The organism is Micromonospora sp. NPDC048835 (assembly GCF_040649995.1).
Lineage (GTDB): Bacteria > Actinomycetota > Actinomycetes > Mycobacteriales > Micromonosporaceae > Micromonospora.
Genome location: NZ_JBEZGM010000010.1, coordinates 141,231 through 162,335 on the forward strand (window position 1 = coordinate 141,231; position 21,105 = coordinate 162,335).

A 21,105-nucleotide genomic window follows, 5' to 3' on the forward strand; every position below is an offset into this window, starting at 1 on the left:
CCTGGCCTGGAGTGGCGGCCGGACGGGGCAGGTAGCTGGTTGGGGCGCCTGCCTCGTTGGCCGTTCGTCCGCCCGGAACCGCCCGGCCTGCTAGATGCGGTCGGTGAGGAGGGTTTGCAGATCGTGGTCGTCTACGGGCATGCGTACCCGATGGTGCCGCCAGCGATCTTTCCGCTCGATCCGGAACCGCCAGTCAGCGCACGTACGGACCAGCGGTGGCATGTCATGGGCGATGGCAGTCTGTGCCTGTTCCAAGACGACGCGACGTGGACCGGCCGGGATTCCTTGGTGGAGCTGCTGCTGAAGGCGGCCGGGTGGCGGGTGGAGTTCGAGCTGATGAGCCGCGGCGTGATCGAGGCCATGACGATCAACGGCATCGTCGAGGACTCCCACTTCGATCGTCTGCTCGCCGAACTTGCCGCCGCGAGCACCCAGGAGGGCGCAACGACCAGCGCAGCTGGCGAAGTGGCGGGCGCTTCATGAATCCGCTGATCATCCTGGTGCCAAAGGAGGCCGCGGGCCGCATTCGGGGCAGCGGCGCTTGGGGGAGGGTGACGTGCAAGGTCTCTGACGCGGAGAACGCGGGCTACATCTACCAGGTCTCTTCCGGACCGGACACGCCGCTGCTCCCGGTGGACATCACGCCTAAACGCCAGCACTTCCTGGCCTTCGGCGAGGTTCGGCCGAGTGGATTCTGGTACCGCGTCAACGCTGACCTGCATGTGTTGTGGCACCTAAGTCGGCGCCGCACCACTCAGCTGACCCTGGACGGATTCAAGGGATACGTGGCGTCCGGCTTCGTGCACCCGGGAAAGCAGGCGTACATCGCGATCACCTACGCGCCGGACGCAGTTGGCCATGTTCCCGAGGTCCGGATTCAGGATCTGGTGGCCTGGCACGTCGCCAGCGACGGTGTCGTCCCGCTCGACATCGAAAGTGAGCCGGAGCTTCTCGGCAACGCCCAGTTGGTGCCGTACTGGCCGGCACAGCATCTGGCCGGCACCACCGTCATGGTCGTCGGTGTCGGCAGCATCGGCGGCGCCGCGGCGCACGCGCTCGCCGCGTACGGCGTCGGCCGGCTGATTCTCGTCGACCCTGATCGACTGCGATGGCACAACCTGGTCCGCCACGTCAGCGGGCCCGCCCACGTCGGTCGGATGAAGGTTTCCGCGATCCGCGAGGACCTGCAGCTCCTTCGGCCAGAGACCGACGTCCTCGCATGCCCCGTCGATGTGGTGACCGATGCCGACGTGATACGAGCCCTGCTGCCGCGCACAGATCTGGTACTTGGCGCGACCGACGGGGTGGCACCACGGCGCGTGATCAGCCACCTCGCACGCCGTGCTCGCGTCGACGCCATCCTGGCATGCGTGCTCGAAGATGGCGGAATCGGCGAGCTGCTGCGGCTTCGGCCCTGGCGCGACCGCGGCTGCCTCGTATGCCAGCGTCAGGCACTACATAACGGGGGCTCCATGAATCCTGAGCCAGCCATCGACGCCGGTTACGGGACCGGGACACGACACCGCCCTATGGCCGCCGTGGGGGCAGATCTTCACCTCGTGGGCCAACTGGCCGCCAAGGCTGCAGTCGCCACCATTCTTGAGCGCCACGGCTCGGTCGATCAAAAGCTGCCCGGCGACCACGCCATCGTCGCGTTGCGACCCCACTCCGGCTGGGCCGCGCCATTCGACCTGGTTCGTACGGGAGCAATCCGGTGGCGGCCAGGCACGGCCCCTATCCCCGGCTGCCCCACATGCGAGGACTCGTGAACGACATCGCCCAGATCGAGCGAGTCGTCCTGGCCCCAGCTGCCGCTGCAACGATCCGCGCCGAGGCGCTAAGGTCCGCCGATGGCAACGAAACTGGCGGACTGCTCCTCGGCCACCCTGACGCCAGTGCGACCGTATGGGTTAGAAGCGCCGGAGACCCCGGACCCGCGGCCGTGCGCCGGCCATCCTTCTTTCTCCGCGACCTGCACCACGCCCAGCGGCTCGCTGCCGAGGCGTCCGCGCGCGATGGAAGCGTGTGGATTGGCGAATGGCACACCCATCCCGGGGCCCTACCGCTACCCAGCGTCCGAGACCTGCACACGTACCTCGGGTTCCTCGCCGACCCTGAGCTAAAGTTCGGCGCCTTCCTCGCGCTCATCCTCGTGGCCCCGAACGGCACCTGGCACCAGCCCACGGCACACGCCTGGGCTTGCTACCACCATGCCGTCGAGCTCGTGCCGCTCACCATCATGTCCAACTCGATAACCGCATGAACCCGCCGGAGAACCCGATGACCGTGCTGCAGCCCGCCGCTGGACCCGCGTCTCGCAGCGGGGTGCGGCGCTTCGGCGACCACTATCAGGACCTGATCGGTTGGATCGCCGCACTGCGGGTCATCCACCCCGCCAACGACTTCCACCAGGTGGAGATCGAAATCAACGGAGTCGGCAACATCGACGACGTCGTGCTCCGAGCGGCCAGCGGACGACACCGCTACACCCAGGTCAAATGGACTACCAACCCCACCAACATGATCGACAACGACTACCTGACGAAGCAAGAAACCAGCAAAAGCAAATCGCTCCTGCAGAAGTTCTTCACCAGCTGGAAGAAGCTAGCCAACGGCACCGAGCTGCCCGTGATGGAACTGGTCACCAACCGGGTGCTCGACCCGGCCGACCCGCTGTTGAGCCTGCTAGATGGACGCACCGACCTGCTCAACCCGGCCGCACGACTGGCTGGTCCCAACACGGCAGCCAGCAGGCGCGTCGCTGAATGGGCAACGCACCTGAACTGCACACGAGACGACGTTCTCGACATGCTCGACACGCTGTCGTTCAAACCCGGCCAGTCAGTCAACGGCGAACGGGACCGGGCACAGAGCCTCATGCTGGCCAACGGACTCCTCGGCGACGTTGACTCACTCGACCGCGGCATGAGCATCGTCACCAACTGGGTCCTCGACGGTCGTCGCCAAATCACCACCGAAGACATAGACGCCGAGATCGAACGACTGCACCTCCGCGCCGACGAACCCCGCGCGGTACTGCTGATCCAGGCCATCAACCGCGAACCCAACCCGGACGACGCCACGGAAGCTCTGGACTGGGTGGACCTCTACGACGGCGACTCCCCACCGGCCAGGCGACAGCCCTGCGACCCCGCCAGCTGGGCCACGATGAGCACCCAGCTCGACAACGCCGTCGTACGCCTATCCGCGCAGGGACTACGAGACATAGTCGTCCGCGGAGCAATGCGCCAAGCCACCTTCTTCACCGTCGGTGCCCGACTCTCCCAGGTCACCGGCACCAATATCACCTACATCCAGAACGGCACGCCCTGGCCCTCCGACGCACCACGCATCGCCATCTCCCCGCCCACGCAGGCGGTCATCCAGATCGACGCCGGACCCGACCTGGCCGTGGCCATCGGCATGACAATCGACCCCGCCCCAGCCGTCACCAAGTACCTCACCGGTGCCGGCCTCCCAGTCGAATCCCTGCTGGTTCTACTGCCCTCGGAAGGCGCACACGACCAGTCGGTGGCCGGCCCCGGTCAAGCCGTCGCCTACGCGCAGGCATTGCGCAACGCGGTTCGCGCGCACCTCGAAACAACGCCCAGCGACCGGGTGCATCTGTTCCTCGCCGGCCCCGGCGGACTTGCTCTCCTCCTCGGCAACCGCTGGAACCGTGTCGCGCCAACCGACGTGTACGAAGACCTCGGACCGGGCCGCGGCTACGTCAAAGCTTTCACCGTGGCCGCCTAACGCTCCCATAGCAAGGCTCACCGAGCCAGAGCCAAGCCGCATTGCATGTCGTCGCTCACGTAACCGCCGGGACTGGGCTCACGATGAACACGTGGCTATGCCGTGGTCGTCGCGCCGGCCCTTGGACCATGGGGCAGAGCCAAAATCAACCGGCGGGATGTAGCCGGATCCAAAAGTCCGGGTGACTTACGACAGGGGCGCCTTTCAGGCCAACTTGGAGAAGCGTTCGAAGTATTCGGTCAGCATCGCGACGACGCGCTCCTTCTTGGTGCCGAAATTGTTGTCCTTCGCGAAGCGCGAGACCGGCGGCAGGACTTGGGTGATCGCCGTTCCAGCGGTTGCGATCGCGCCGTCGCGAAAGGCCGCTTCAATGAACGATTTCGTCTGCTCGGGCCGAAGGCGCTCGGCGTGGATGATCTCGGCGAGTTCGGCTTCTCGTCGTTTGGTGACGAAGTCGCGCCAGTCGTTGTTGACCTCGCCAGTGACCGACATGGAGTCGACAAAGTCCATAATCAGGTCTTTCTTGTTTCGCAGCGATGGGCTCGCATCGATGGCGTCCGCGATGGCACGCAGCGGCAACCTGCGTTCCTCGCTCATATTGGCCTGGCCTTCATCACGCCACCTCTGTACCAGCATCAGGATGTAGTCGAAGTTGACCTCAACCTGCTTGACGAGCTCGATCTCGAAGACGACATCGTCGAGGATCGACTCCTTTTTGCCGGCATCCCGCTTGCGGCGCCTCTCCCACAGTGCGTTGTAGACGCTCGTATAGTTCTGCAGTTGCCTCGGTGGCAGCGACTCGTCGTGACTGAACTCGTCGAAGGAGGTCAGGATGTTGCGCAGCCTGAGGATCCGGCCGAAGAGCACGACGAACGCCTTCTCCTGAGCCTCCCCGAATGGCTCCGTTCCGGGTGGGCACAGCTGCAGGAGTTGCACAACTTGGCTGACATACGCGGCGTGGTAGTAGGTGTACGGTTTCAGCAGCACCACTTCGTTGGCCTCGGAGTTACCGAAGAGCACCAAGGCATCGTCGACGGCCTTCTCAAGATTGCGGAAGCAAACGATGTTGCCGTAGGCCTTGACCGAGTTGAGGATCCGGTTCGTACGGGAGAACGCTTGGATCAGTCCGTGGGACTTGAGGTTTTTGTCCACCCACAGCGTGTTCAGCGTGGTTGCGTCGAACCCGGTCAAGAACATATTGACCACGATGACGAGGTCAACCTCACGATCCTTTACTCGACGCGCGAGGTCCTTGTAGTAGTTCTCGAACTTCGCCGCGGAGGTGTCGTACGTCGTGCCGAAGTCGGCGTTATAGTCGCTTATCGCGCGTTCGAGAAAGTCGCGCGAGGAGGCGTCGAGCTGATCCGCGTCCATCGCCTCGTCATCTAGGATGCCGCCGACTTCCTCGTCCTCGTTGACCGCGTAGCTGAAGATCGAGGCGATCTTCAGCGGCTGGTAGGACGGGTCCGCGGCCGCACGCTCGGTCTGCTGCCGGGTGAACTCGTCATAATAGACCTTTAAGGCGGGGATTGACGCAGTCGCCAGCATCGAGTTGAAGCCGCGTACCCGCTTCTCACCTAGGCTGTACCCTTGGGTGCGCATGGTCTTGGTATCGAAGTGGTCGAGGACATACGCCACGATCTTCCGAATTCGCTCGGGATGGCGCAGCACTTCTTCGGTGTCGATTCCGGCGACCTGCTTGTCTTCGACGTCATCCGCTGCCCGCACAGTGTTTTGGTACGAGACGCGGAAGGGCAGCACGTTTCCGTCGTTGATCGCGTCCAGGATCGTGTACCTGTGCAGTCGGTCGCCGAAGATCTTCTCGGTAGTGTCCTTAGTCGCCCCGCCGGCGTTCTGCGGGAAGATCGGGGTGCCGGTGAACCCGAAGAGGTGCGAGCGGCGAAACGCCTTGCGCACCGCGGTTCCCATGCTCCCGAACTGGCTCCGGTGGCACTCGTCGAAGATCAACACCACGTGACCCTCGGTGATCTCGTGGCCTTTGTTCTGCTCGATGAAGCGCGCCAGCTTCTGGATCGTGGTGACGATGATCGAGGCGTTCTGGTCTTGGAGTTGCCGCTTTAGCTCGGCGGTCGAGCGTGACCCGTTGACCGAGTCCTTCTCGAAGCGGTTGTACTCCAGCATCGTCTGGTAGTCGAGATCCTTGCGATCCACTATGAAGAGAACCTTGTCGATACCATCCATCTTCGACACGAGCTGCGCCGTCTTGAACGATGTCAGCGTCTTTCCCGACCCGGTGGTATGCCAGATGTAGCCGCCGGCCTTCGGCCCGGCCACCTTCGCCGACGACACCACTCGCCGCAGGATCCGCTCAGCCGCCACGATCTGGTAAGGCCGCATCACCAGCAGGGTACGAGAGACATCGAAGACACAGTACTTCGTCAACACGTTCAGCAGCGTGTGCCTGGAGAAGAAGGTCCGCGTGAACGCGGCGAGGTCACCGATGCGCCGGTTTTCCGCGTCAGTCCACCATGAGGTGAACTCAAACGAGTTCGATGTCTGCTTCCGCTTACGCTTGCCGTCCTCGGACTCAGCCACCTTGCGGGCACGAGTCGTGTTCGCGTAGTACTTGGTGTGCGTGCCGTTGGAGATTACGAAGAGCTGAATGTACTCGAACAGTCCGGAGTCGGCCCAGAACGATTCCCGCTGGTAGCGGCTGATCTGGTTGAACGCCTCCTTCAAGGGCACCCCGCGCCGCTTCAGCTCGATATGCACCAGCGGCAGCCCGTTGACCAGGATCGTTACGTCATAGCGGTGCTTGCGAGCCGTCCTAGCACCCTCACCGACCGCCTCGTACTGGTTGATCACCTGGAGTCGGTTGGCATGGATGTTCGACTTATCGATCAGCTTGATGTTCTTGCTCGTGCCGTCGTCGCGCGCGAGAACCTGGATCGGGTCCTCCTGGATGCGCGCCGTCTTCTCGACGATGCCCTCATTCTTCGAGGCAATCTTCTTGGCGAAGAACCACTTCCACTCGTCGTCACTGAAGACCACATTGTTCAACAGTTCCAGCTGACGCCGAAGGTTTACCTCCAGGTCAGCCGACGACTTAATGTGGAGACGCTCGTACGCCTGCTGCCCCAGCATCTTGATGAACTCGGCCTCAAGCTCCGCCTCAGACTGGTAGCCCTGATCGCTGCCACCGTCCGATTCGTACGTGGCGACCACCGTCGCCTCGTCGCTCACAACGATCGGCTCGTACCGCAGCCCCGAATCCGGTGCCTCCACACTGCCGCCCTGACTCACGCCACTCGCTCCGGGAACGTAAGAATGGTGTTCCGGTGGTGCTCATACTGCTTCCGCCGAGCTTGGATCTCTGCCCCGAGTCCTACGGAGAGTTCATTTATCAGCGCATTGAACTGATCGAGCTTCGCTCCGATCGCTTGCTGTTCTTGGTATGACGGAACGGCAACCTCAAGTCTCGCAATCGTTCCGACCGCTAATCCTGGCTGCGCAGATTTAGAAGCATACTGGTTTAAATTCATCGCGGTCAGCATATGGTAAGCCCACCGGATGTCCACTCCCGGCTTCGCGTGGACAACAACGGCATGCTCAGTTGCATAGAAGGATCCTGATGCTCGCTTAACGTTCCCGCACAGAGCACCCTGACGCCCGATGAGAACCTTGTCCCCTTCATGGTTTGGCATCGCAACGTAGCCCCTATGCCCGCCGCCACCAAAGCAAGGAATTAGATGGTCCGCATCGGGCGTTGCGGTGATTTCTGATGCGGCAATAAACTTGCCTGCACGCATATCGAACAGCTCACTCAAACTTGCCCGCCTTACACTCTGGACAGATGTAAGGAGTTGTTCCCGGTAGTGCTCGTACTGGCGCGTGCGGGCTTGCAGCTCAGCTTGCAGCTCAGCTTGCAGTTCAGCTTGCAGCTGAGTCGTCCGGTCAAGGATCCGCACGATCTCGCGCTGTACCTCAAGTGGAGGAACCGGGATCGTGACCCTACTCAGGCCACTGCTGGAGAGCCTTTTCACCTTGGCTCGGGAGACATGTTGTTCTTTATCAGCACGGAAGGTGCCGGTCTGGAAGTAGTAGGAGACGTAGGTCGGATTGAGTTCGCTCCGGAACAGAAACGAGTCATCGTGGATCGCGACCTCTCCCTCGCCGAGCCAAGCCACGGCCTTTCCCACATCCTCGACCGTCTCCCCAACGCCAGCGACGATCACGTCCCCCGGCTGGGCGTAGCGCAGCTGATTGCGCAGATCCTCCCTCACATACGAGACGGTGGTACGTGCGGACACGCCATATTCTGTGTAGATTTCCCCGTAGTGGATACAGGGAATTCCTTCCTCGACCATGTCAGCTTTGGTAAAGCGACGTCCGCGGACAAAGGTTCCGACCTCGCCGAGCATCATGACCTCAACACCATCGGGGCAGTGCTCGGCGAGCCGCCTATCGAACTCGCTCATGGTGCCATCACCGCACTCGGAGACACATTCACCCTGCCAAGATTCCATCCGAGCGCATCAATCGCCCGCTTCATCTCCTGATCGCTGGCGACATTATGGATGATTCCGATGACCAGTCTTCGACAGGGGTGGTACTTCTGCAGTGCCACTTCCTCACTTGAGTTTCCGTGGACGATTTCACTCAGCTCGCTGAACAACTTGTACCCGTCGCTGGAGAATGCCGACGGAATGATGTGATGCTGCTCGTCGACCTCCTGCAGGAGGCCGCGGAACGGCTTGCGACGGCCATTGTTGCCCATGGTGGGTATGCCTGCTATATCGGCGACCTGATTGGTGATCGCTTCGAAGATCTTCCGGAGATAGACCATGGATCCCGCACCGAGCTGCACCTCGTAGGCGAGCTGAGCACGCTCCAGCAGATCATCGAAATCACCGGCGCCGACTCCGACCCGGCTCGCCATGCCGCGCCGGTTGTCGACATAGCGCTCCAACCGCACGGTCGGTGCCGGTCCGTCCATTTCATCCCTTGACACTACGAGGAACCAGGCTTCTATGGCCGCTTGGCAAACTGGGCATTTGAGGCACGCGTCGATGCTCACCACGCGATCACCAACGCCGAGGCAGGACAGCTTGTCGCCCGACATGAACGTCCGAACGTCGTCGCAGGTCTTGCACTTGAAGTTGATAGCGACTTTGCCGACCTCGATCGTCTTATGTTTGCCCCAGGCCAGGCGGGCATTAAGGAAACGCTCGACCTGCGCCTCCTCGGTGGCCGGGGCCCTGGACAATAGTTCAGACAGTCGCATCGTTGGATTCCAAGTCGCCGACAATGGCGTCGATTTGGGTACGCAGCTCAGCTTGGCGAGCGACTATCCGGCAAATTTCGGCGTTTAAGGCCTTGATGTCGACCGCTTCGCGGACGTCCTCCGCCGCGACGTATGAGCTGACCGCGATGTTGTAGTTGTTTTCGCGGATGGTCTCGTAGTCGACCAGGGCCGCGAAGTGGTCGACGGCCACCCGGCGGGTGAACGCCTCGAGGATGTTGGCTTGGTGGGCGGCGGCGAGCTTGTTCTTATTGCCCTGGCGCGTGAACTCGGCCGAGGCGTCGATGAAGAGCACCCGGTTGTCAGTCTTCGACTTTTTTAGCACGATGATGCAGGTCGCGATAGTCACCCCGAAGAAGAGGTCCGGTGGGAGCTGAATGACGGTGTCGACGTAGTTGTTGTCGATGAGGTATTTGCGGATCTTCTGCTCCGCACCGCCACGGTAAAGCACACCGGGGAACTCGACGATCGCGGCCGTGCCGTTGACCGCCAACCACGACAGCATGTGCATCGTGAACGCCAGGTCAGCTTTCGATTTCGGCGCCAGCACACCCGCGGGGGCGTACCGCTCGTCGTTGATCAGCAGCGGGTTCGAGTCGCCTTCCCAGCGCGTGGAGTAGGGCGGGTTGGAGACGATCGCCTCGAACGGCTCGTCGTCCCAGTGGTGCGGGTCGACCAGCGTGTCGCCGTGGGCGATGTCGAACTTCTCGTACGGGATGTCGTGCAGGAACATGTTGATCCGGCACAGGTTGTACGTGGTTAGGTTGATCTCCTGACCGAAGTAGCCCTGCCGGACCCCATTGGGCAGCACCTTCTTGAACTTCAGCAGCAGCGAACCCGAGCCGCAGGCGGGGTCGTAGACCTTGTTCACCTCGGTCTTGCCGACCACCGTGATCCTGGCGAGCAGCTCGGAGACCTCCTGCGGTGTGTAGTACTCCCCGCCAGACTTGCCGGCCGAGGATGCGTACATCTGCATCAGGAACTCGTACGCGTCACCGAACAGGTCGATGGTGTTCTCGTTGAACTCGCCGTTGCCGAAGTTCAGCGATCCGATCGCGTCGAGGAGCTTGACCAGCCTCTCGTTGCGCTTCGCTACGGTGGGGCCGAGCTTGCTGCTGTTGACGTCGAGGTCGGCGAAAAGGCCCTTAATGTCGTCCTCGGACGGGGTGCCGACCGAGCTGGCTTCGATGTTAGTGAAGACCCGCGTCAGAGTTTCGTTGAGGTTCTCATCCTTGCTGGCCCGCTCACGCACGTTCACGAAGAGGTCCTGGGGCAGGATGAAGAAGCCCTTCTCCTTGACCGTCTCCTCGCGTCCGAGCTCGGCATCGGCGTTGGACAGGTAGCGGTAATCGAAGTCCTCGTTGCCTGCGCTGCGCTCGGCCTCGTTGAGGTAGGCCGTCAGGTTCTCGGAGACGAATCGGTAGAAGAGCGTCCCCAGCACATACGCCTTGAAGTCCCAGCCATCCACGCTTCCACGCAGGTCGTGGGCGATCTTCCAGATCACCCGGTGAAGTTCAGCTCGCTCCCGCTCCTTCTTGCGGTCCTCAGCAGCGGTGGTCCAAGCCGGCTCTGTCGTCACAGGGTGAAGTCTTACCAGAGCTCGTCGGCGCAACAAGGGAGTGGCCTCGCCGAAACATCCAGTATTCCTCCTGCGAAATAACTCAAGGTCGCCTACCCGTCACGCTTGGCGAGCGCGTGGTTTGCCGTCGAACTGGGTCAGCCAGCTGAAAGGTGGTCTTGAACTACCGGTCTGTCGGCTGCATCGCATGGCGTCCCACCGATGCCGATCCGGTCCAACGGCTCCCGAGCCCTCATCGAGCCACCACCCACCACCGGCATACGCGAGACGACCCTGACCTGGCGGAGATCTACCAGACCAGGCCCCTAATCGTTAGTGCGCGTCGTCAGCGGCGGCGGGGCACCGCTGAACGCCCTCCCAGATCGCCTTCGAGGCCCGCTCCCTCTGTAGAGCACTGGCCCCCCAAAAACCAAGATCAGCCGCGAAGACGGTCGGCGACCTCTGGACTACGCCGACCTTTTGGCGGCGCGCTGGCGCGGGACGATCGACGCGGTTGCTTCGGCGGCAGCGTGGGACAGCTCGGGTAGGACGTCGCCGTAGAACTTGGCGGTGAAGTGTGGGCTGGAGTGGCGGAGTCGGTTGGAGATGACTTTCATCTGGACGCCGGCGGCGAGGCCCATGGTCGCGGCACCGTGGCGGAGATCATGGAGCCGGATGGGTGGTAGCCCGGCTTGGGTAGTGAGGTGGTGGAAGTGGTCGGTGACGTCCGCAGGGTGGAGCCGCCCGCCAGTGGGCGTAGTGAACACGAGCCCGGTGGTGGTCCAGGCAGTACCGGCGGCGAGACGCTCGCGCTGTTGCCGGGCACGGTGGGCGCGCAGCACCGCGACGGTCTCGGTGTCGAGAGCGACCGCGGCCTCGCTGTCGGTGGTTTTTGGGGTGTCGATGGCGGTGGCCCAGCCGTGTTGGACGAGTTGCCAGCGGACGGTGAGGGTGTGGGCGTCGAGGTCGAGGTCGTCCCAGTGCAGGCCGCAGGCTTCGCCTCGGCGTAGGCCGGTGAAGGTGATGAGGTGGTAGAGGGCGTAGAGCCGGTCGTTCGCGTCGTGGGTGTGGTCGAGGAATCTGCCGGTGTGTTCGGGGGTCCAGATCATGACGGGGCTGGGGGTTTTGCCGGTGTCGCGCCAAGTTTTGATGCGTTGGTCGGTCCAGATGGTGGGCTTGGGTGGTCGGGCGGTGGGTAGTTCGACCATGAGGGCGGGGTTGGTGTCGAGGTAGCGGTGGCGGCGCATCGCGTCGTTGAGGGCTTTGCGCAGGGTGGCGTGGATGACGTGCAGTGTCCGGTTGCCAACGATCCGCTGGTTCTTGACCTGGTCGCGTTTGGCGGGGTCGCGGCTGGCGCGCAGGTTGGCGATGGTGGTGTTGCGTTCGGCGATGGCGTCGTACATGGCGTCGATGTGGCCGGGGCGGAGCCGGTCGATGCGCAGGTGGCCGAGGTGCGGGATCAGGTACAGCCGGATGTGCCCTTCGTAGGAGCGCAGGGTCCCCTTCTTGATGTTCTTGCGTCCGGCGAGCCAGTCGGTCAGGTACGCCTGCATGGTGGGCAGTTCGGTGGGGGTGATGTCCAGGTGCAGCGCCCGCCGGACCTGGTCCGGGGTGGGGATGGGCGCGCCGGTTTTGACGGCGGTTTCGATTAGGTCGCCGGTCTTGACGGTGGTGTGCGAATCGGTGGGATCAGGGACAGCGAGCGCCGCTCGGACGCGGTCGAGAATCGCGTCGGCGTCGGCCTGGATGGGGTAGGGGCCGTGTCGGAGTGGGCGGCGGGTGCCGTCGGCGCGGGCGGGGATTTCGATCTGCCAGTGCCAGTGGCCGTGGGTGCGGGACCAGCCGCCGCCGGGCCGGCGAAGCTGGGGACAGGAGCGTCCCAGTCGCCGGCCCGTGACGCTGTCGCGGCAGCCGCAGCGTTTGAAGGTGGATCCCTTCACTCATCGTCTCCTGGATGCTTCGTATGGTGCCGCCAGCGGTGTCGGGTGGAATCCGCTGGTGGCGGGGTCATCGCATCCACGCTCACCTTCGCGTCGGCTTCAAGTCGCCCGCCGCCGGTGGCGTGGGCGTCGGGTTGGAGGAGTTGAAGCAGGGCGGCGACCGGGACGACGATGCGGCTGCCTGCCCGGATCAGGGGCAGAGGGAACTGGTTGGTGGCGGCGAGGCGGTACGCCTGGGATCGGCTGATCCCGAGCACGGAGGCGGTGGTGGCGAGGGTGGTGGTCACGCCGAGGGCACGGATGCGCTCGATCGTCCACGCCTCCCCGATGCCGGGCGTGGTGGTGGTGGTGGTGGTGGTGGTGCTGTCGGTCGTGGTGGGGGTGGTCTGGTCAGCGTGATTCGTTGGGCTGTTCATGATCAGGGTTCTCCTGGCTATGAGATGGGTGGCTGTGCGGTAGGAGCGGGGTAGCCCCGTCGGGGTCGACCGGCGCAGGGGTGGCTGCTCCGCCACCGTTGCGCCGCTCCGGTGACAGAGGCGGTGGCGTCGGGTTGGTCGGCACGGCCGGGCTCGCAATCAGCTCAGGTGGTGCCGACGACTCGACCTTGAGGGTCTTGAGGAGTTCAGATACTCGAGTGTTGGACACGGTGTGACCGGCTGCGCGGAGGGCTTCGGCGAGTGCCGCCCGGGTCAGTGCCTGACCGTCCGCGGAGAGCCGGTCCCGGACCTTGCGCGCCGCCGGCAGCAGCTCGGCCACGTCGCCGGACGGCTGCGCGGACCGTCCCCGGTCCGCTCGCTGCCGGTTCCGTCCGCCGTGTCGGCGACGAGCATCCGGTGAGCGGACGGTCCGGGTCCGGGACCGCCGCTCCCCCGCAGTGACAGCGGACCGGGTCGCCTCGTCCAGTCCGCTGTCCGGAACGGTCCGCCCGGCCTCATCCCGTCGGCCGTCCCCAACCGTCCAGGCGGTGTTGGCGGGCGTGGCGGTGCTGGTCCGGCCGAGGGCGATCTTGACCATGACGAGGAAACCGAGCGCGGGTACGGCGGCGGTGATCCACCCGATGACCGAGGGTTCGGCCTCGACGACCTGCGCCGCCAGAGACAGGGTGACCGCACACGCCAGCACGGTGGCCGGGAACACGGTGGAGGTGTGAGCGCGTTTGCGGCGTCGGAGTTCCAGGCCGGAGGCGATGGACATCAGCTCCAGGACGATCGCGTCGGCCCAAGCCAGCCAGCCGGGTTGGCCGTGGGCAGCAGCGACGTTGTGCACGTGGGTGAAGCTGGCCGCTCCGGCTGCGCCGCCGATGGCCAGCATGATGACGACCTGGACGACGCCCTCGACGCGGCTACCCCGCAGCCCCGCGTTCGGGTCAGTGACCGGTGCCGTCGTAACCCATCACCTCCTCGAGCCGGACCGGAGCAACGAGCCGTCCGCCTGTCATAAGAGGCCGGACCGGATGCCGGACCGACCCGGCGTCGGACAACCATCGGGACGGGGACCGCCCGCCGGCCGCGGACCGCCTGCCGCAGACGCGGGACCGGGATGCGGTCCCACGTCTGTGAGAGCGGACGTTCGGCGTTCTCGGAGATCTGTCAGCACCGGCCGTGCCGCTCAGAACAGATCCGTGACAGACGCCGGCCGTTGCTGTCCGATCCGCAGCAGAGGTACTGTCCGCCGCCATCGTGTCGTCGCCAATCACGCGGCCTCACCCGCCCGGCCGGAGACGTCAACGACGTAACCGGCCAGATCAGCCAGCCGCAGCCGCTGCCCTTCCCCGCCGGCCACGGCCCACACCGCCTCCGCTGGGCCCAGGCCGGCCGTCGCGGCGTGGTCGCGGGCACCGGTAGCCACCGCCACCGACAGCGGCCCGTCGGCCAACACGCGGCGTAGGTTGCGCTCCCGGGCGGCCGAGTGCAGCCAGAACAACACCGGCCACGCCCGCTCGAGCGTGCCGAACAGCTCCTGATAGCCGTCCACCTTGCCGGCCAGGATCGACAACTGCTCGGCGCCGGTGTCGTACTCGACGAAGAACGGCACCCCTGCGCCGCCGTCGACCCACCGGCCGTAGCCGTCCGGGCGCACCCGCGGCTGATACGCCCGCACCAGCCCCGGATCCTGCCGGCTGGTGAACGTGCCGGCGCGCTGGCACACCGCCTCCGGCAACCACTCCACCAAGCCGGTGCCCGGACGGGTGCGGGCGTGCCCGGCCAGGTCGGTGAAGAACCCGTTCACCCCGAGGCGGTGGGTGAGGCTGCGGGTTGAGGTCCAGCGCCGCCGCTCCACCCGGGCGTGGTCGCGCCGCGGTGGGCGATCGTCCCGGTTGGCCGCGACAACCTCAGCGCCAAGCTGATCTATCACGTAGTGGTACGGGTAAGAGCCGCCGTCGGCACGCTGCGGCCGGAACCGGGCCACCAACCGCAACCGGTACAACGTCCGCAGCCGCCGCTGGCAGAAGTCCAACGACGGGAACAGGGCGTTCGCGATTTGGAACGACGTCAATACGCCGTGGTCGTACAACCAGCCCAGCAGCACACGGTCACGGCCGGTCAGCTGGGACTGGACCCGAAGGACCGGATCATCCACCGGCTACCACCTCCTTTTCCGGTACGGAATGCCAGCCCCAGGGGGGAGAGACCCGAGACCAGGCAGGGTCTGTCGCAGGACAAGCCGATGGCGCTGACAGCCAGGCTGGCCTGCGGTGTGAGAGGAAACAGGGGGTCGGTTCGGGGGTCCGGCTGAAGACTGACGTCAACGCTGACGCCAAGCCCGACCCTCGAACGGGGATCAAGCCGGAACTCGTCACTGCCAGGGCCTACGGCAGTAGGTGAAGGTGTCGGCGAGAGCACGGAAACTCCTTGGTTGAGGGTGTGGAATGTGGTGCTGATGGCGTGGTCGGGTCACCACAGCGCCGTTGGAGCGAGAAGGGCCGGTGAGATGCATCCCGGCGCCGGCCCGACGGTGGTCGCCACCCCAGCGGCGCACGCCTGGCGGGAGCCGTAGCGAAAGGATTGGACTTGGGGCAAGCGCGCAGAGGTGGTTGGTGGCGGGGTGAGGGCTAGCCTCTTGGGTCATGTCCGCCCATGCGCCGCACCCGTTGCTGTTCCTCGACGTCGACGGCACCCTCATCCCGTTCGGAACACCCACGGCGACTCAGCCGGGCATGCCGCATGGCTACACCGAGGCACCGGTCCTACCGGCCGACGCCCATCCCCTGCTGGACAGGGTCGATCCGGAACACGGCCGCCGACTGGAGTCCCTACCGTGTGACCTGGTGTGGGCGACGACCTGGATGAACGACGCGAACGACGTGCTCGCGCCCCTGCTCGGATTACCGACCCTGCCGGTTGTGGACTGGCCCGACTTTGACGAGGTTGGCGTCCTGCACTGGAAGACCCGTGGGCTGGTCGAATGGGCGCACGGACGCCCCTTCGTCTGGGTCGACGACGAGATCTCTCACGCCGATCAGCAGTGGGTATCGATTCATCACCACGCCCCGGCCCTGCTGCATCGGGTCGACCCACGTCACGGGCTGACCGAGCACGACTTCACAGTCATCGAGAGCTGGCTCATGCAGGCGCGGTAGAGCGAGCTCCGAGCCGTCGCGGGCGCCGCGCTTGACGGCTGTCTGCCACTCAGGACCGCCGCTGGTGAGATCCCGCACCATGCCGCTGGCGTTGGCGGCATCCGGGGGTCGTGACGTCGTGCCGTCGTGCCGTCGTGCCGTCACGATCCGACCTCGATGAGGCGACACCTGCCGATGTTCCCCGGCACCTGCCATACCTGCTCGTCCGGCCAGTGGCGATACAACAGCTGCCGCGTGGTCGTGGCGACAACGTTCCGCAGCGGCCCACGGAGCAGGTCGGCCCGCAACCGTTCCTCCCGCTCGGCATCCTGAGCGATCACCAGAATCGCCCCGACCGGCACCAGCCGGTCCGCACGCCGGTAGCCGGCCAACAATCCACCCAGCCCCGACGCCGGCCGCTCGTGCTCGGCGACAACGTCGCCGATCGGGCCACGATCGATGTGTACCAGGAACCGCAGGCACCGCCCGTCCTGTAGCCAGACGCCGTAGCCGTCGGCCCGCAGCTGCGCCAGGTCGTGCTGGCGCAGCCACGACGAGGTCTCCATCGTCGCCAGCCACTGGAACAGCTCGCACAGCCCCGGGTTGCGCCGCGACACCTCGACTAACGGCAGGAACAGCAGAGCATCCGCCCGACCGGAGGACCGCTGACCCAACAGCAACGGAACCGGTCGCCCCGACGCCGTCAACGCACGCCGGAGCACCTCCGTCCCTTCGGCCGTGACCTCGTACCACCAGGTATGGGTCCGGTCCTCCGGCGAGCGCTCGCGGTTCACCAGTCCCGCCTCGTGCAGCCACACCAGGTCTCGGTGGGCCGTCAGCCGCGACACCGCGCAGACAAGCGCCACGTCCAGCGTCGACGCGGAACCGTGCTGCGCCAAGTACGACAGGATCCGCCACCGCCGCGGAGACAACCGCCGCGTGGCACCCCGTTCACCCATCCCCCGATGATCCTCCGGGCACCTACAATCCGACATCCCGTTCAGGCCAGCTATGACAGGGAGTAGTCGATGCGCAAACCTGGAGATCGGAAGACGGGACCACCGTGACCGAGGACCGCGCTCGCCGTCGGCCGTTGAGCGAGGCGTCGGCGAGCCGTGCAACCACCCACATACCCAAACCGGGGTTTTGGGGCCGATTTTGGAGATCACTGTTCAGTGAATCAGCCGAAGAGCTGAGGACAGAAAGCGCGGCACGGTCAAATCGGACCGCCAATAGTTGATCTAAATGATCGGCGCCGTACTGCGGGCTGATCTTTCAGGGGCGCGCGGACAAGGCCGTCCCCGACTCGGCCAGCACGCGCCACGCACCGATGCGATGGTTACTCCAAGTAACAGCAGCAGTGGTTCCCCACACTCCAAGACCCCGTGCGATGGCCCCTCCTGCGGCACACGTTGATCCGCCTGCGGCCGAAGGGCACAATCCCAGGATGATCTCGAGCGTGTTCTTCGACGTGGGTGAAACGATCGTCGACGAGTCCCGGGAGTACGGCACCTGGGCCGATTGGCTCGGCGTCCCACGGCACACCTTTTCGGCCGTCTTCGGCGCGGTCATCGCTCGCGGTCTCGACTACCGGGAGACGTTCCAGTTGTTCCGGCCGGGGTTCGACCTCGCCGAGGAACGGCAGCGCCGGACCGCCGCTGGGCAGCCGGAGCACTTCGCCGAAGAGAACCTCTACCCGGACGCCCGGCCATGCCTGGCCGCTTTGCGAGAATTGGGCGTGCAGGTCGGCCTGGCCGGCAACCAGACCGCCCGAGCCGAGACCATCCTGCGCGCCCTTGATCTGCCGGTCGACGTGATCGGCACCTCGGACGGCTGGAACGTCGAGAAACCGTCGGCCGCGTTCTTCGACCGCGTCGTCACGGAGGCTGGCTGCCGCGCCGACCAGGTGCTGTACGTCGGAGACAGGCTGGATAACGACATCCGGCCGGCGCAGGCGGCCGGGCTTGCGACCGCCCTGGTGCGACGCGGCCCATGGGGATACATCCTCGACGACAAGACCATCAGCGACCGCTGCCTTTTCCACCTCGACTCGCTGGCCGAGTTGCCCGAGCTGGTACATAGGCACAACGAGTCGGCGGCTTAGCTCTCCGGAAGAGCGGCCCGGCTGGTCGCGAGGGCGGCGACGCGTTCGTCGAGTTGGCTGCCCTCGCGGCTGTCCCCGAGTACCTGCCGGACGGCTCTGACCCGCTCCAGCCCAGTGCCGTACCAGTCGGCCTGCAGGGCGTCCAGGGCCTGGTTGAGGTAGTCGGCGGCGTGGTCTCCGTCGCTGCTGTGCGCAGAGGCCAGGTCGGCGAGGACGACGCTGCGCTGCTTGGCGCCCGCCGCGGTCAGGCCGGCGAGAGACTTGGCCAAGTGGCGGGCGGCCTCGGCATGGTCGCCAGCGGCGAGAACTGCATAGCCAGCGAAGGAGTGCAGTCGGTCGGTGTCGTAGTAGTCGAACCATTCGGGCATTTCGGGTCGCGTCGTGATCGCGGTGGCAGCGAGGTCGATCTGGTGGCGGCTTGCTGCCCCAGCCCCAGCGCGGGCTTCGACTTCCGAGGCCACGCAGTGCAGCCAGGAGCGGACGGCGGGGCTGACGCCGTGCCAGGTGTGCTGGAGCGCCGCGTCGATCAGTGATCGGGCAGCGGTCGGATCATGTCCGAAGGCCGGGATGAAAGCCATGTGGCCGAGGACGGCGGCGGCCAGCGCGTGGTCTCCGGCCTCACGGGTGGCGGCGAGGGCGACGTCGTAGCAGCGTTGCGCGACGGCAGGCTGGTGGAGATCGAAGAATGCCAGTCGTGCGGTGAGGAGCGCCGACTCGGCGAGGGCGCTGGCGAGGGTCGCCCGGCTGGTGCCGGTGGCCGCGCGGACGAGTCCGGTGCCGAGCTGTGTGTGGGCATACGCAGCCTCGTACAGCGGGCGTGCGGGGCTGGTCCAGTACAGCGTCCGCTGGCACCGCACGATCTCGGCGTAGGCCCCTGGATCTACGGCCGTGCCTTGGGCGTACGCAGCCTGCGGATCGAGTGATAGCAGCGGCGCCACCAGGGGAAGCATGCTGGCGCCGAACAACGCGCGCAGGACGCTGGCCCGATCCCAGCCGGTTTCGTCGCCTCCAGTGATCATGTCCCACAACCTCCTGAACTCGTGCAATGTCTCTGCCTGCGGACGCATCGCCAGCTCGTCCGGAGTAAGCAGTCCCAGCTGATCGGCCGGCTTGTCGAGGATGGCCACGAGATGTTTGCGGTAGCGCGGGTCAGGCCAACGCTCACCGGTTTCCCACCGCCGCACTGTGTTCGCGTTCAGCCCGGTATCGGTCTCGCCAGCGTGACTCATCCCCGTGCGGATGCGCTCGGCGACCTCCTCGTAGGACCAGCCCCGCTGCAGCCTCTCCCACGCTAGCCGCCGGTTGGCGGGGTAACGCCGTCCGGTCATGCGAGCACCTCCGTGCGTCCTCTGTCGACGACGGCCACGTTAGCCATCTCCGCTACGGGCCGTCACTACCTGGTTGCGAGCGGACGGGTGCTGGACGGTACCGCTTGGCTCCGCCGGACGGTTCGCTGTTGACGAGCATCGACGGAAGCTGCCGGGCAGCTCCAGCTCACCAACCCATTGTCATCGACGCCAGGGGATTCATGGTGGAGAGATCGATCGGATCGGGCAAGACGGCCGGAGAGCTGACGCCGCTTGTTGTGGTGGCGACCAGAGGTGCGGTCGTGAGGTTGATTCCTCGTCTGCGTACCGCCATCGGGGCTGCGCGGGCGGGTGACCGGCGGGGTGCTCCCAGCCGCCGCCTCACCTCGGCGGGCCCGCCTTCACACCGGCGGGCCCGCCATGACTGGGCCGAGCAGCGGGAATCGGCCGACCGTCGGACGGTGACATCGTGACCGTGTACATCTCGCGGCACGCCTCCGCAGGCGCCACGGGTGCGCCCGGTCCGGCGGCGCGGCCCGGTGTGCCACCGACGGACCGGATGACGACCTTCCGAGGCGACCCGCCCCTACTGACCTTCGTGTGGCAGCGCGTGCTGTCGCCACCGGCTCAGCGCGGTGGTCGCCGGTGACGGCGCGGGTGCTGGTGACCGGCGCCGCCGGCTTCATCGGTTCGCATGTCGTCGACGCGCTCCTGGCCAGAGGAATTCAGGTGGTCGGCCTGGACCGCCGCCGGCTCGGTCAGGATGCGCTCGCCGATGAGAATTTGGCAGCCGCAGCCGCCAATCCGCTGTTCACACCACTCTGCCGGGATCTGGCCACCGACCGCCTCGATGACGCCATGGACGGCTGCGACGTCGTGTTCCACCTGGCTGCCCGGCCGGGCGTCCGGCCCTCTTGGGGTTCGGAGTTTCACGACTACGCCCAGTCCAACGTCCTCGGCACCCAACGGCTGCTCGACGCGTGTGTGCGATCGGGCGTTCGGAGGCTCGTCTACGCCTCCTCGTCCAGCGTCTACGGGCCGGCAGACCGACCCAGCCGCGAGAACGACCGGACCAGCCCAGTCTCGCCGTACGGAGTGAGCAAGCTCGCCGCCGAGCAGCTCTGCGTGGCCTACGCGTGCCGCCCCGACAACCGGCTCAGCGTCGTGGCCCTGCGCTACTTCACCGTGTACGGGCCGCGCCAGCGACCTGACATGGCCATCGGCCGACTGCTGTTCGCGGCCTATACCGGTCTGCCGGTCACCCTCTTCGGCGACGGCAGCCAACGGCGGGAGTTCACGTACATCACCGACGTCGTCGCCGCGACGATCGCCGCCTCTCAGGTAGATGCCCAGTGCGCCGTGGTGAACATCGGCGGCGGAGCGAGCGTTTCCATGCGGGGCGCGATCCAGGAGGCGTCCACGGTCACTGGACGGCACATTCCGGTCCAGGTAGCCGACGTCCAGCCGGGTGACGTTCCCTCGACGGCCGCTGACCTGACCCTTGCCGGCCGGCTACTGGGCTACTGGCCCACCGTCGGCCTGCACGAGGGCATGGCCCGGCAGTCCGCCTGGTTGGTCAACCTCTCCCGCGACCGACTCACCGCGTTCGCCTCCTGAC

18 protein-coding genes are annotated in these 21,105 nt (G+C 65.6%); 8 read left to right on the forward strand and 10 right to left on the reverse strand.

The genetic code is table 11. The features are described from left to right. The first annotated feature begins 114 nt into the window (after positions 1-114). The 4 genes from AB0C15_RS14775 to AB0C15_RS14790 are packed head-to-tail and all read left to right on the forward strand — an operon-like array spanning position 115 to position 3,756. The gene (locus AB0C15_RS14775) at positions 115-483 is read left to right on the forward strand and encodes a hypothetical protein (RefSeq protein ID WP_357351990.1); all 369 of its coding nucleotides are present in this window, start codon (positions 115-117) and stop codon (positions 481-483) included. Continuing rightward, complete coding sequence (locus AB0C15_RS14780; protein ID WP_357351992.1) at positions 480-1,769, forward strand: ThiF family adenylyltransferase; 1,290 nt, start codon at positions 480-482, stop codon at positions 1,767-1,769. Before AB0C15_RS14775 ends, AB0C15_RS14780 begins: the two co-directional genes overlap by 4 nt. Further along, positions 1,766-2,263: a Mov34/MPN/PAD-1 family protein gene (locus tag AB0C15_RS14785; RefSeq protein WP_357351994.1), complete on the forward strand. Its 498-nt coding sequence runs from the start codon at positions 1,766-1,768 to the stop codon at positions 2,261-2,263. Before AB0C15_RS14780 ends, AB0C15_RS14785 begins: the two co-directional genes overlap by 4 nt. Positions 2,264-2,280: 17 nt before the next feature. Beyond that, positions 2,281-3,756, forward strand: a complete 1,476-nt coding sequence (locus AB0C15_RS14790; protein ID WP_357351996.1) for an SAVED domain-containing protein — start codon at positions 2,281-2,283, stop codon at positions 3,754-3,756. A gap of 204 nt (positions 3,757-3,960) precedes the next feature. On the opposite strand, the gene AB0C15_RS14795 is transcribed toward AB0C15_RS14790, so the two are convergent. From AB0C15_RS14795 to AB0C15_RS14830, 8 genes are all read right to left on the reverse strand, one after another. After that, entirely contained in the window at positions 3,961-7,020 is a 3,060-nt protein-coding gene (locus AB0C15_RS14795; protein ID WP_357351998.1) for a type I restriction endonuclease subunit R, read from the reverse strand. Further along, positions 7,017-8,195, reverse strand: a complete 1,179-nt coding sequence (locus AB0C15_RS14800; RefSeq protein ID WP_357352000.1) for a restriction endonuclease subunit S — start codon at positions 8,193-8,195, stop codon at positions 7,017-7,019. Before AB0C15_RS14800 ends, AB0C15_RS14795 begins: the two co-directional genes overlap by 4 nt. Then, positions 8,192-9,001 carry a hypothetical protein gene (locus tag AB0C15_RS14805; RefSeq protein WP_357352002.1) on the reverse strand — a complete coding sequence of 270 codons (810 nt, stop codon included), beginning with the start codon at positions 8,999-9,001 and terminating at the stop codon, positions 8,192-8,194. Before AB0C15_RS14805 ends, AB0C15_RS14800 begins: the two co-directional genes overlap by 4 nt. Next, positions 8,988-10,598 (reverse strand): type I restriction-modification system subunit M, encoded by a 1,611-nt coding sequence (locus tag AB0C15_RS14810; RefSeq protein WP_357352004.1) that lies wholly within the window; start codon positions 10,596-10,598, stop codon positions 8,988-8,990. The genes AB0C15_RS14805 and AB0C15_RS14810 overlap by 14 nt, the downstream gene beginning before the upstream one ends. A 446-nt stretch (positions 10,599-11,044) precedes the next feature. Next, positions 11,045-12,517, reverse strand: a complete 1,473-nt coding sequence (locus AB0C15_RS14815) for a tyrosine-type recombinase/integrase (protein ID WP_357352006.1) — start codon at positions 12,515-12,517, stop codon at positions 11,045-11,047. Further along, entirely contained in the window at positions 12,514-12,933 is a 420-nt protein-coding gene (locus tag AB0C15_RS14820) for a hypothetical protein (protein WP_357352008.1), read from the reverse strand. Before AB0C15_RS14820 ends, AB0C15_RS14815 begins: the two co-directional genes overlap by 4 nt. Then, positions 12,908-13,831, reverse strand: coding sequence for a DUF2637 domain-containing protein (locus AB0C15_RS14825; protein ID WP_357352150.1), 924 nt, complete (start codon positions 13,829-13,831; stop codon positions 12,908-12,910). The genes AB0C15_RS14820 and AB0C15_RS14825 overlap by 26 nt, the downstream gene beginning before the upstream one ends. A gap of 378 nt (positions 13,832-14,209) precedes the next feature. Further along, a complete protein-coding gene (locus tag AB0C15_RS14830) occupies positions 14,210-15,097 on the reverse strand; it encodes a replication-relaxation family protein (RefSeq protein WP_357352010.1) in 888 nt (295 codons plus the stop codon). 487 nt (positions 15,098-15,584) lie between these two features. Here AB0C15_RS14830 and AB0C15_RS14835 point away from each other — a divergent pair, with 487 nt between their 5' ends. Next, positions 15,585-16,097 carry an HAD domain-containing protein gene (locus AB0C15_RS14835; RefSeq protein ID WP_357352012.1) on the forward strand — a complete coding sequence of 171 codons (513 nt, stop codon included), beginning with the start codon at positions 15,585-15,587 and terminating at the stop codon, positions 16,095-16,097. Between the two features lie 140 nt (positions 16,098-16,237). Here AB0C15_RS14835 and AB0C15_RS14840 read toward each other — a convergent pair whose 3' ends face one another. Continuing rightward, positions 16,238-16,975: a DeoR family transcriptional regulator gene (locus tag AB0C15_RS14840; protein WP_357352014.1), complete on the reverse strand. Its 738-nt coding sequence runs from the start codon at positions 16,973-16,975 to the stop codon at positions 16,238-16,240. Between the two features lie 548 nt (positions 16,976-17,523). On the opposite strand from AB0C15_RS14840, the gene AB0C15_RS14845 reads away from it, so the two are divergent. Further along, on the forward strand, positions 17,524-18,180 hold the full coding sequence (locus AB0C15_RS14845; RefSeq protein WP_357352016.1) for an HAD family hydrolase: 657 nt from the start codon (positions 17,524-17,526) through the stop codon (positions 18,178-18,180). Here AB0C15_RS14845 and AB0C15_RS14850 read toward each other — a convergent pair. Next, positions 18,177-19,508 (reverse strand): helix-turn-helix transcriptional regulator, encoded by a 1,332-nt coding sequence (locus AB0C15_RS14850; RefSeq protein WP_357352018.1) that lies wholly within the window; start codon positions 19,506-19,508, stop codon positions 18,177-18,179. The genes AB0C15_RS14845 and AB0C15_RS14850 overlap by 4 nt on opposite strands. Positions 19,509-19,962: 454 nt before the next feature. Here AB0C15_RS14850 and amcA point away from each other — a divergent pair, with 454 nt between their 5' ends. Both amcA and AB0C15_RS14860 read left to right on the forward strand, forming a co-directional pair. Next, on the forward strand, positions 19,963-20,136 hold the full coding sequence (amcA, locus tag AB0C15_RS14855; protein WP_357352152.1) for a multiple cyclophane-containing RiPP AmcA: 174 nt from the start codon (positions 19,963-19,965) through the stop codon (positions 20,134-20,136). Further along, the gene (locus AB0C15_RS14860) at positions 20,133-21,104 is read left to right on the forward strand and encodes an NAD-dependent epimerase/dehydratase family protein (protein WP_357352020.1); all 972 of its coding nucleotides are present in this window, start codon (positions 20,133-20,135) and stop codon (positions 21,102-21,104) included. Before amcA ends, AB0C15_RS14860 begins: the two co-directional genes overlap by 4 nt. Position 21,105 lies beyond the last annotated feature (1 nt).

What these genes read in the sequence shown, in the direction of transcription:
- AB0C15_RS14780 (WP_357351992.1), top strand. Translation starts at nt 480, where the DNA reads ATGAATCCGCTGATCATCCTGGTGCCAAAGGAGGCCGCGGGCCGCATT.
- AB0C15_RS14790 (WP_357351996.1), top strand. Translation starts at nt 2,281, where the DNA reads ATGACCGTGCTGCAGCCCGCCGCTGGACCCGCGTCTCGCAGCGGGGTG.
- AB0C15_RS14800 (WP_357352000.1), bottom strand. Translation starts at nt 8,195, where the DNA reads ATGAGCGAGTTCGATAGGCGGCTCGCCGAGCACTGCCCCGATGGTGTT.
- AB0C15_RS14805 (WP_357352002.1), bottom strand. Translation starts at nt 9,001, where the DNA reads ATGCGACTGTCTGAACTATTGTCCAGGGCCCCGGCCACCGAGGAGGCG.
- AB0C15_RS14820 (WP_357352008.1), bottom strand. Translation starts at nt 12,933, where the DNA reads ATGAACAGCCCAACGAATCACGCTGACCAGACCACCCCCACCACGACC.
- AB0C15_RS14835 (WP_357352012.1), top strand. Translation starts at nt 15,585, where the DNA reads ATGTCCGCCCATGCGCCGCACCCGTTGCTGTTCCTCGACGTCGACGGC.
- AB0C15_RS14845 (WP_357352016.1), top strand. Translation starts at nt 17,524, where the DNA reads ATGATCTCGAGCGTGTTCTTCGACGTGGGTGAAACGATCGTCGACGAG.
- AB0C15_RS14850 (WP_357352018.1), bottom strand. Translation starts at nt 19,508, where the DNA reads ATGACCGGACGGCGTTACCCCGCCAACCGGCGGCTAGCGTGGGAGAGG.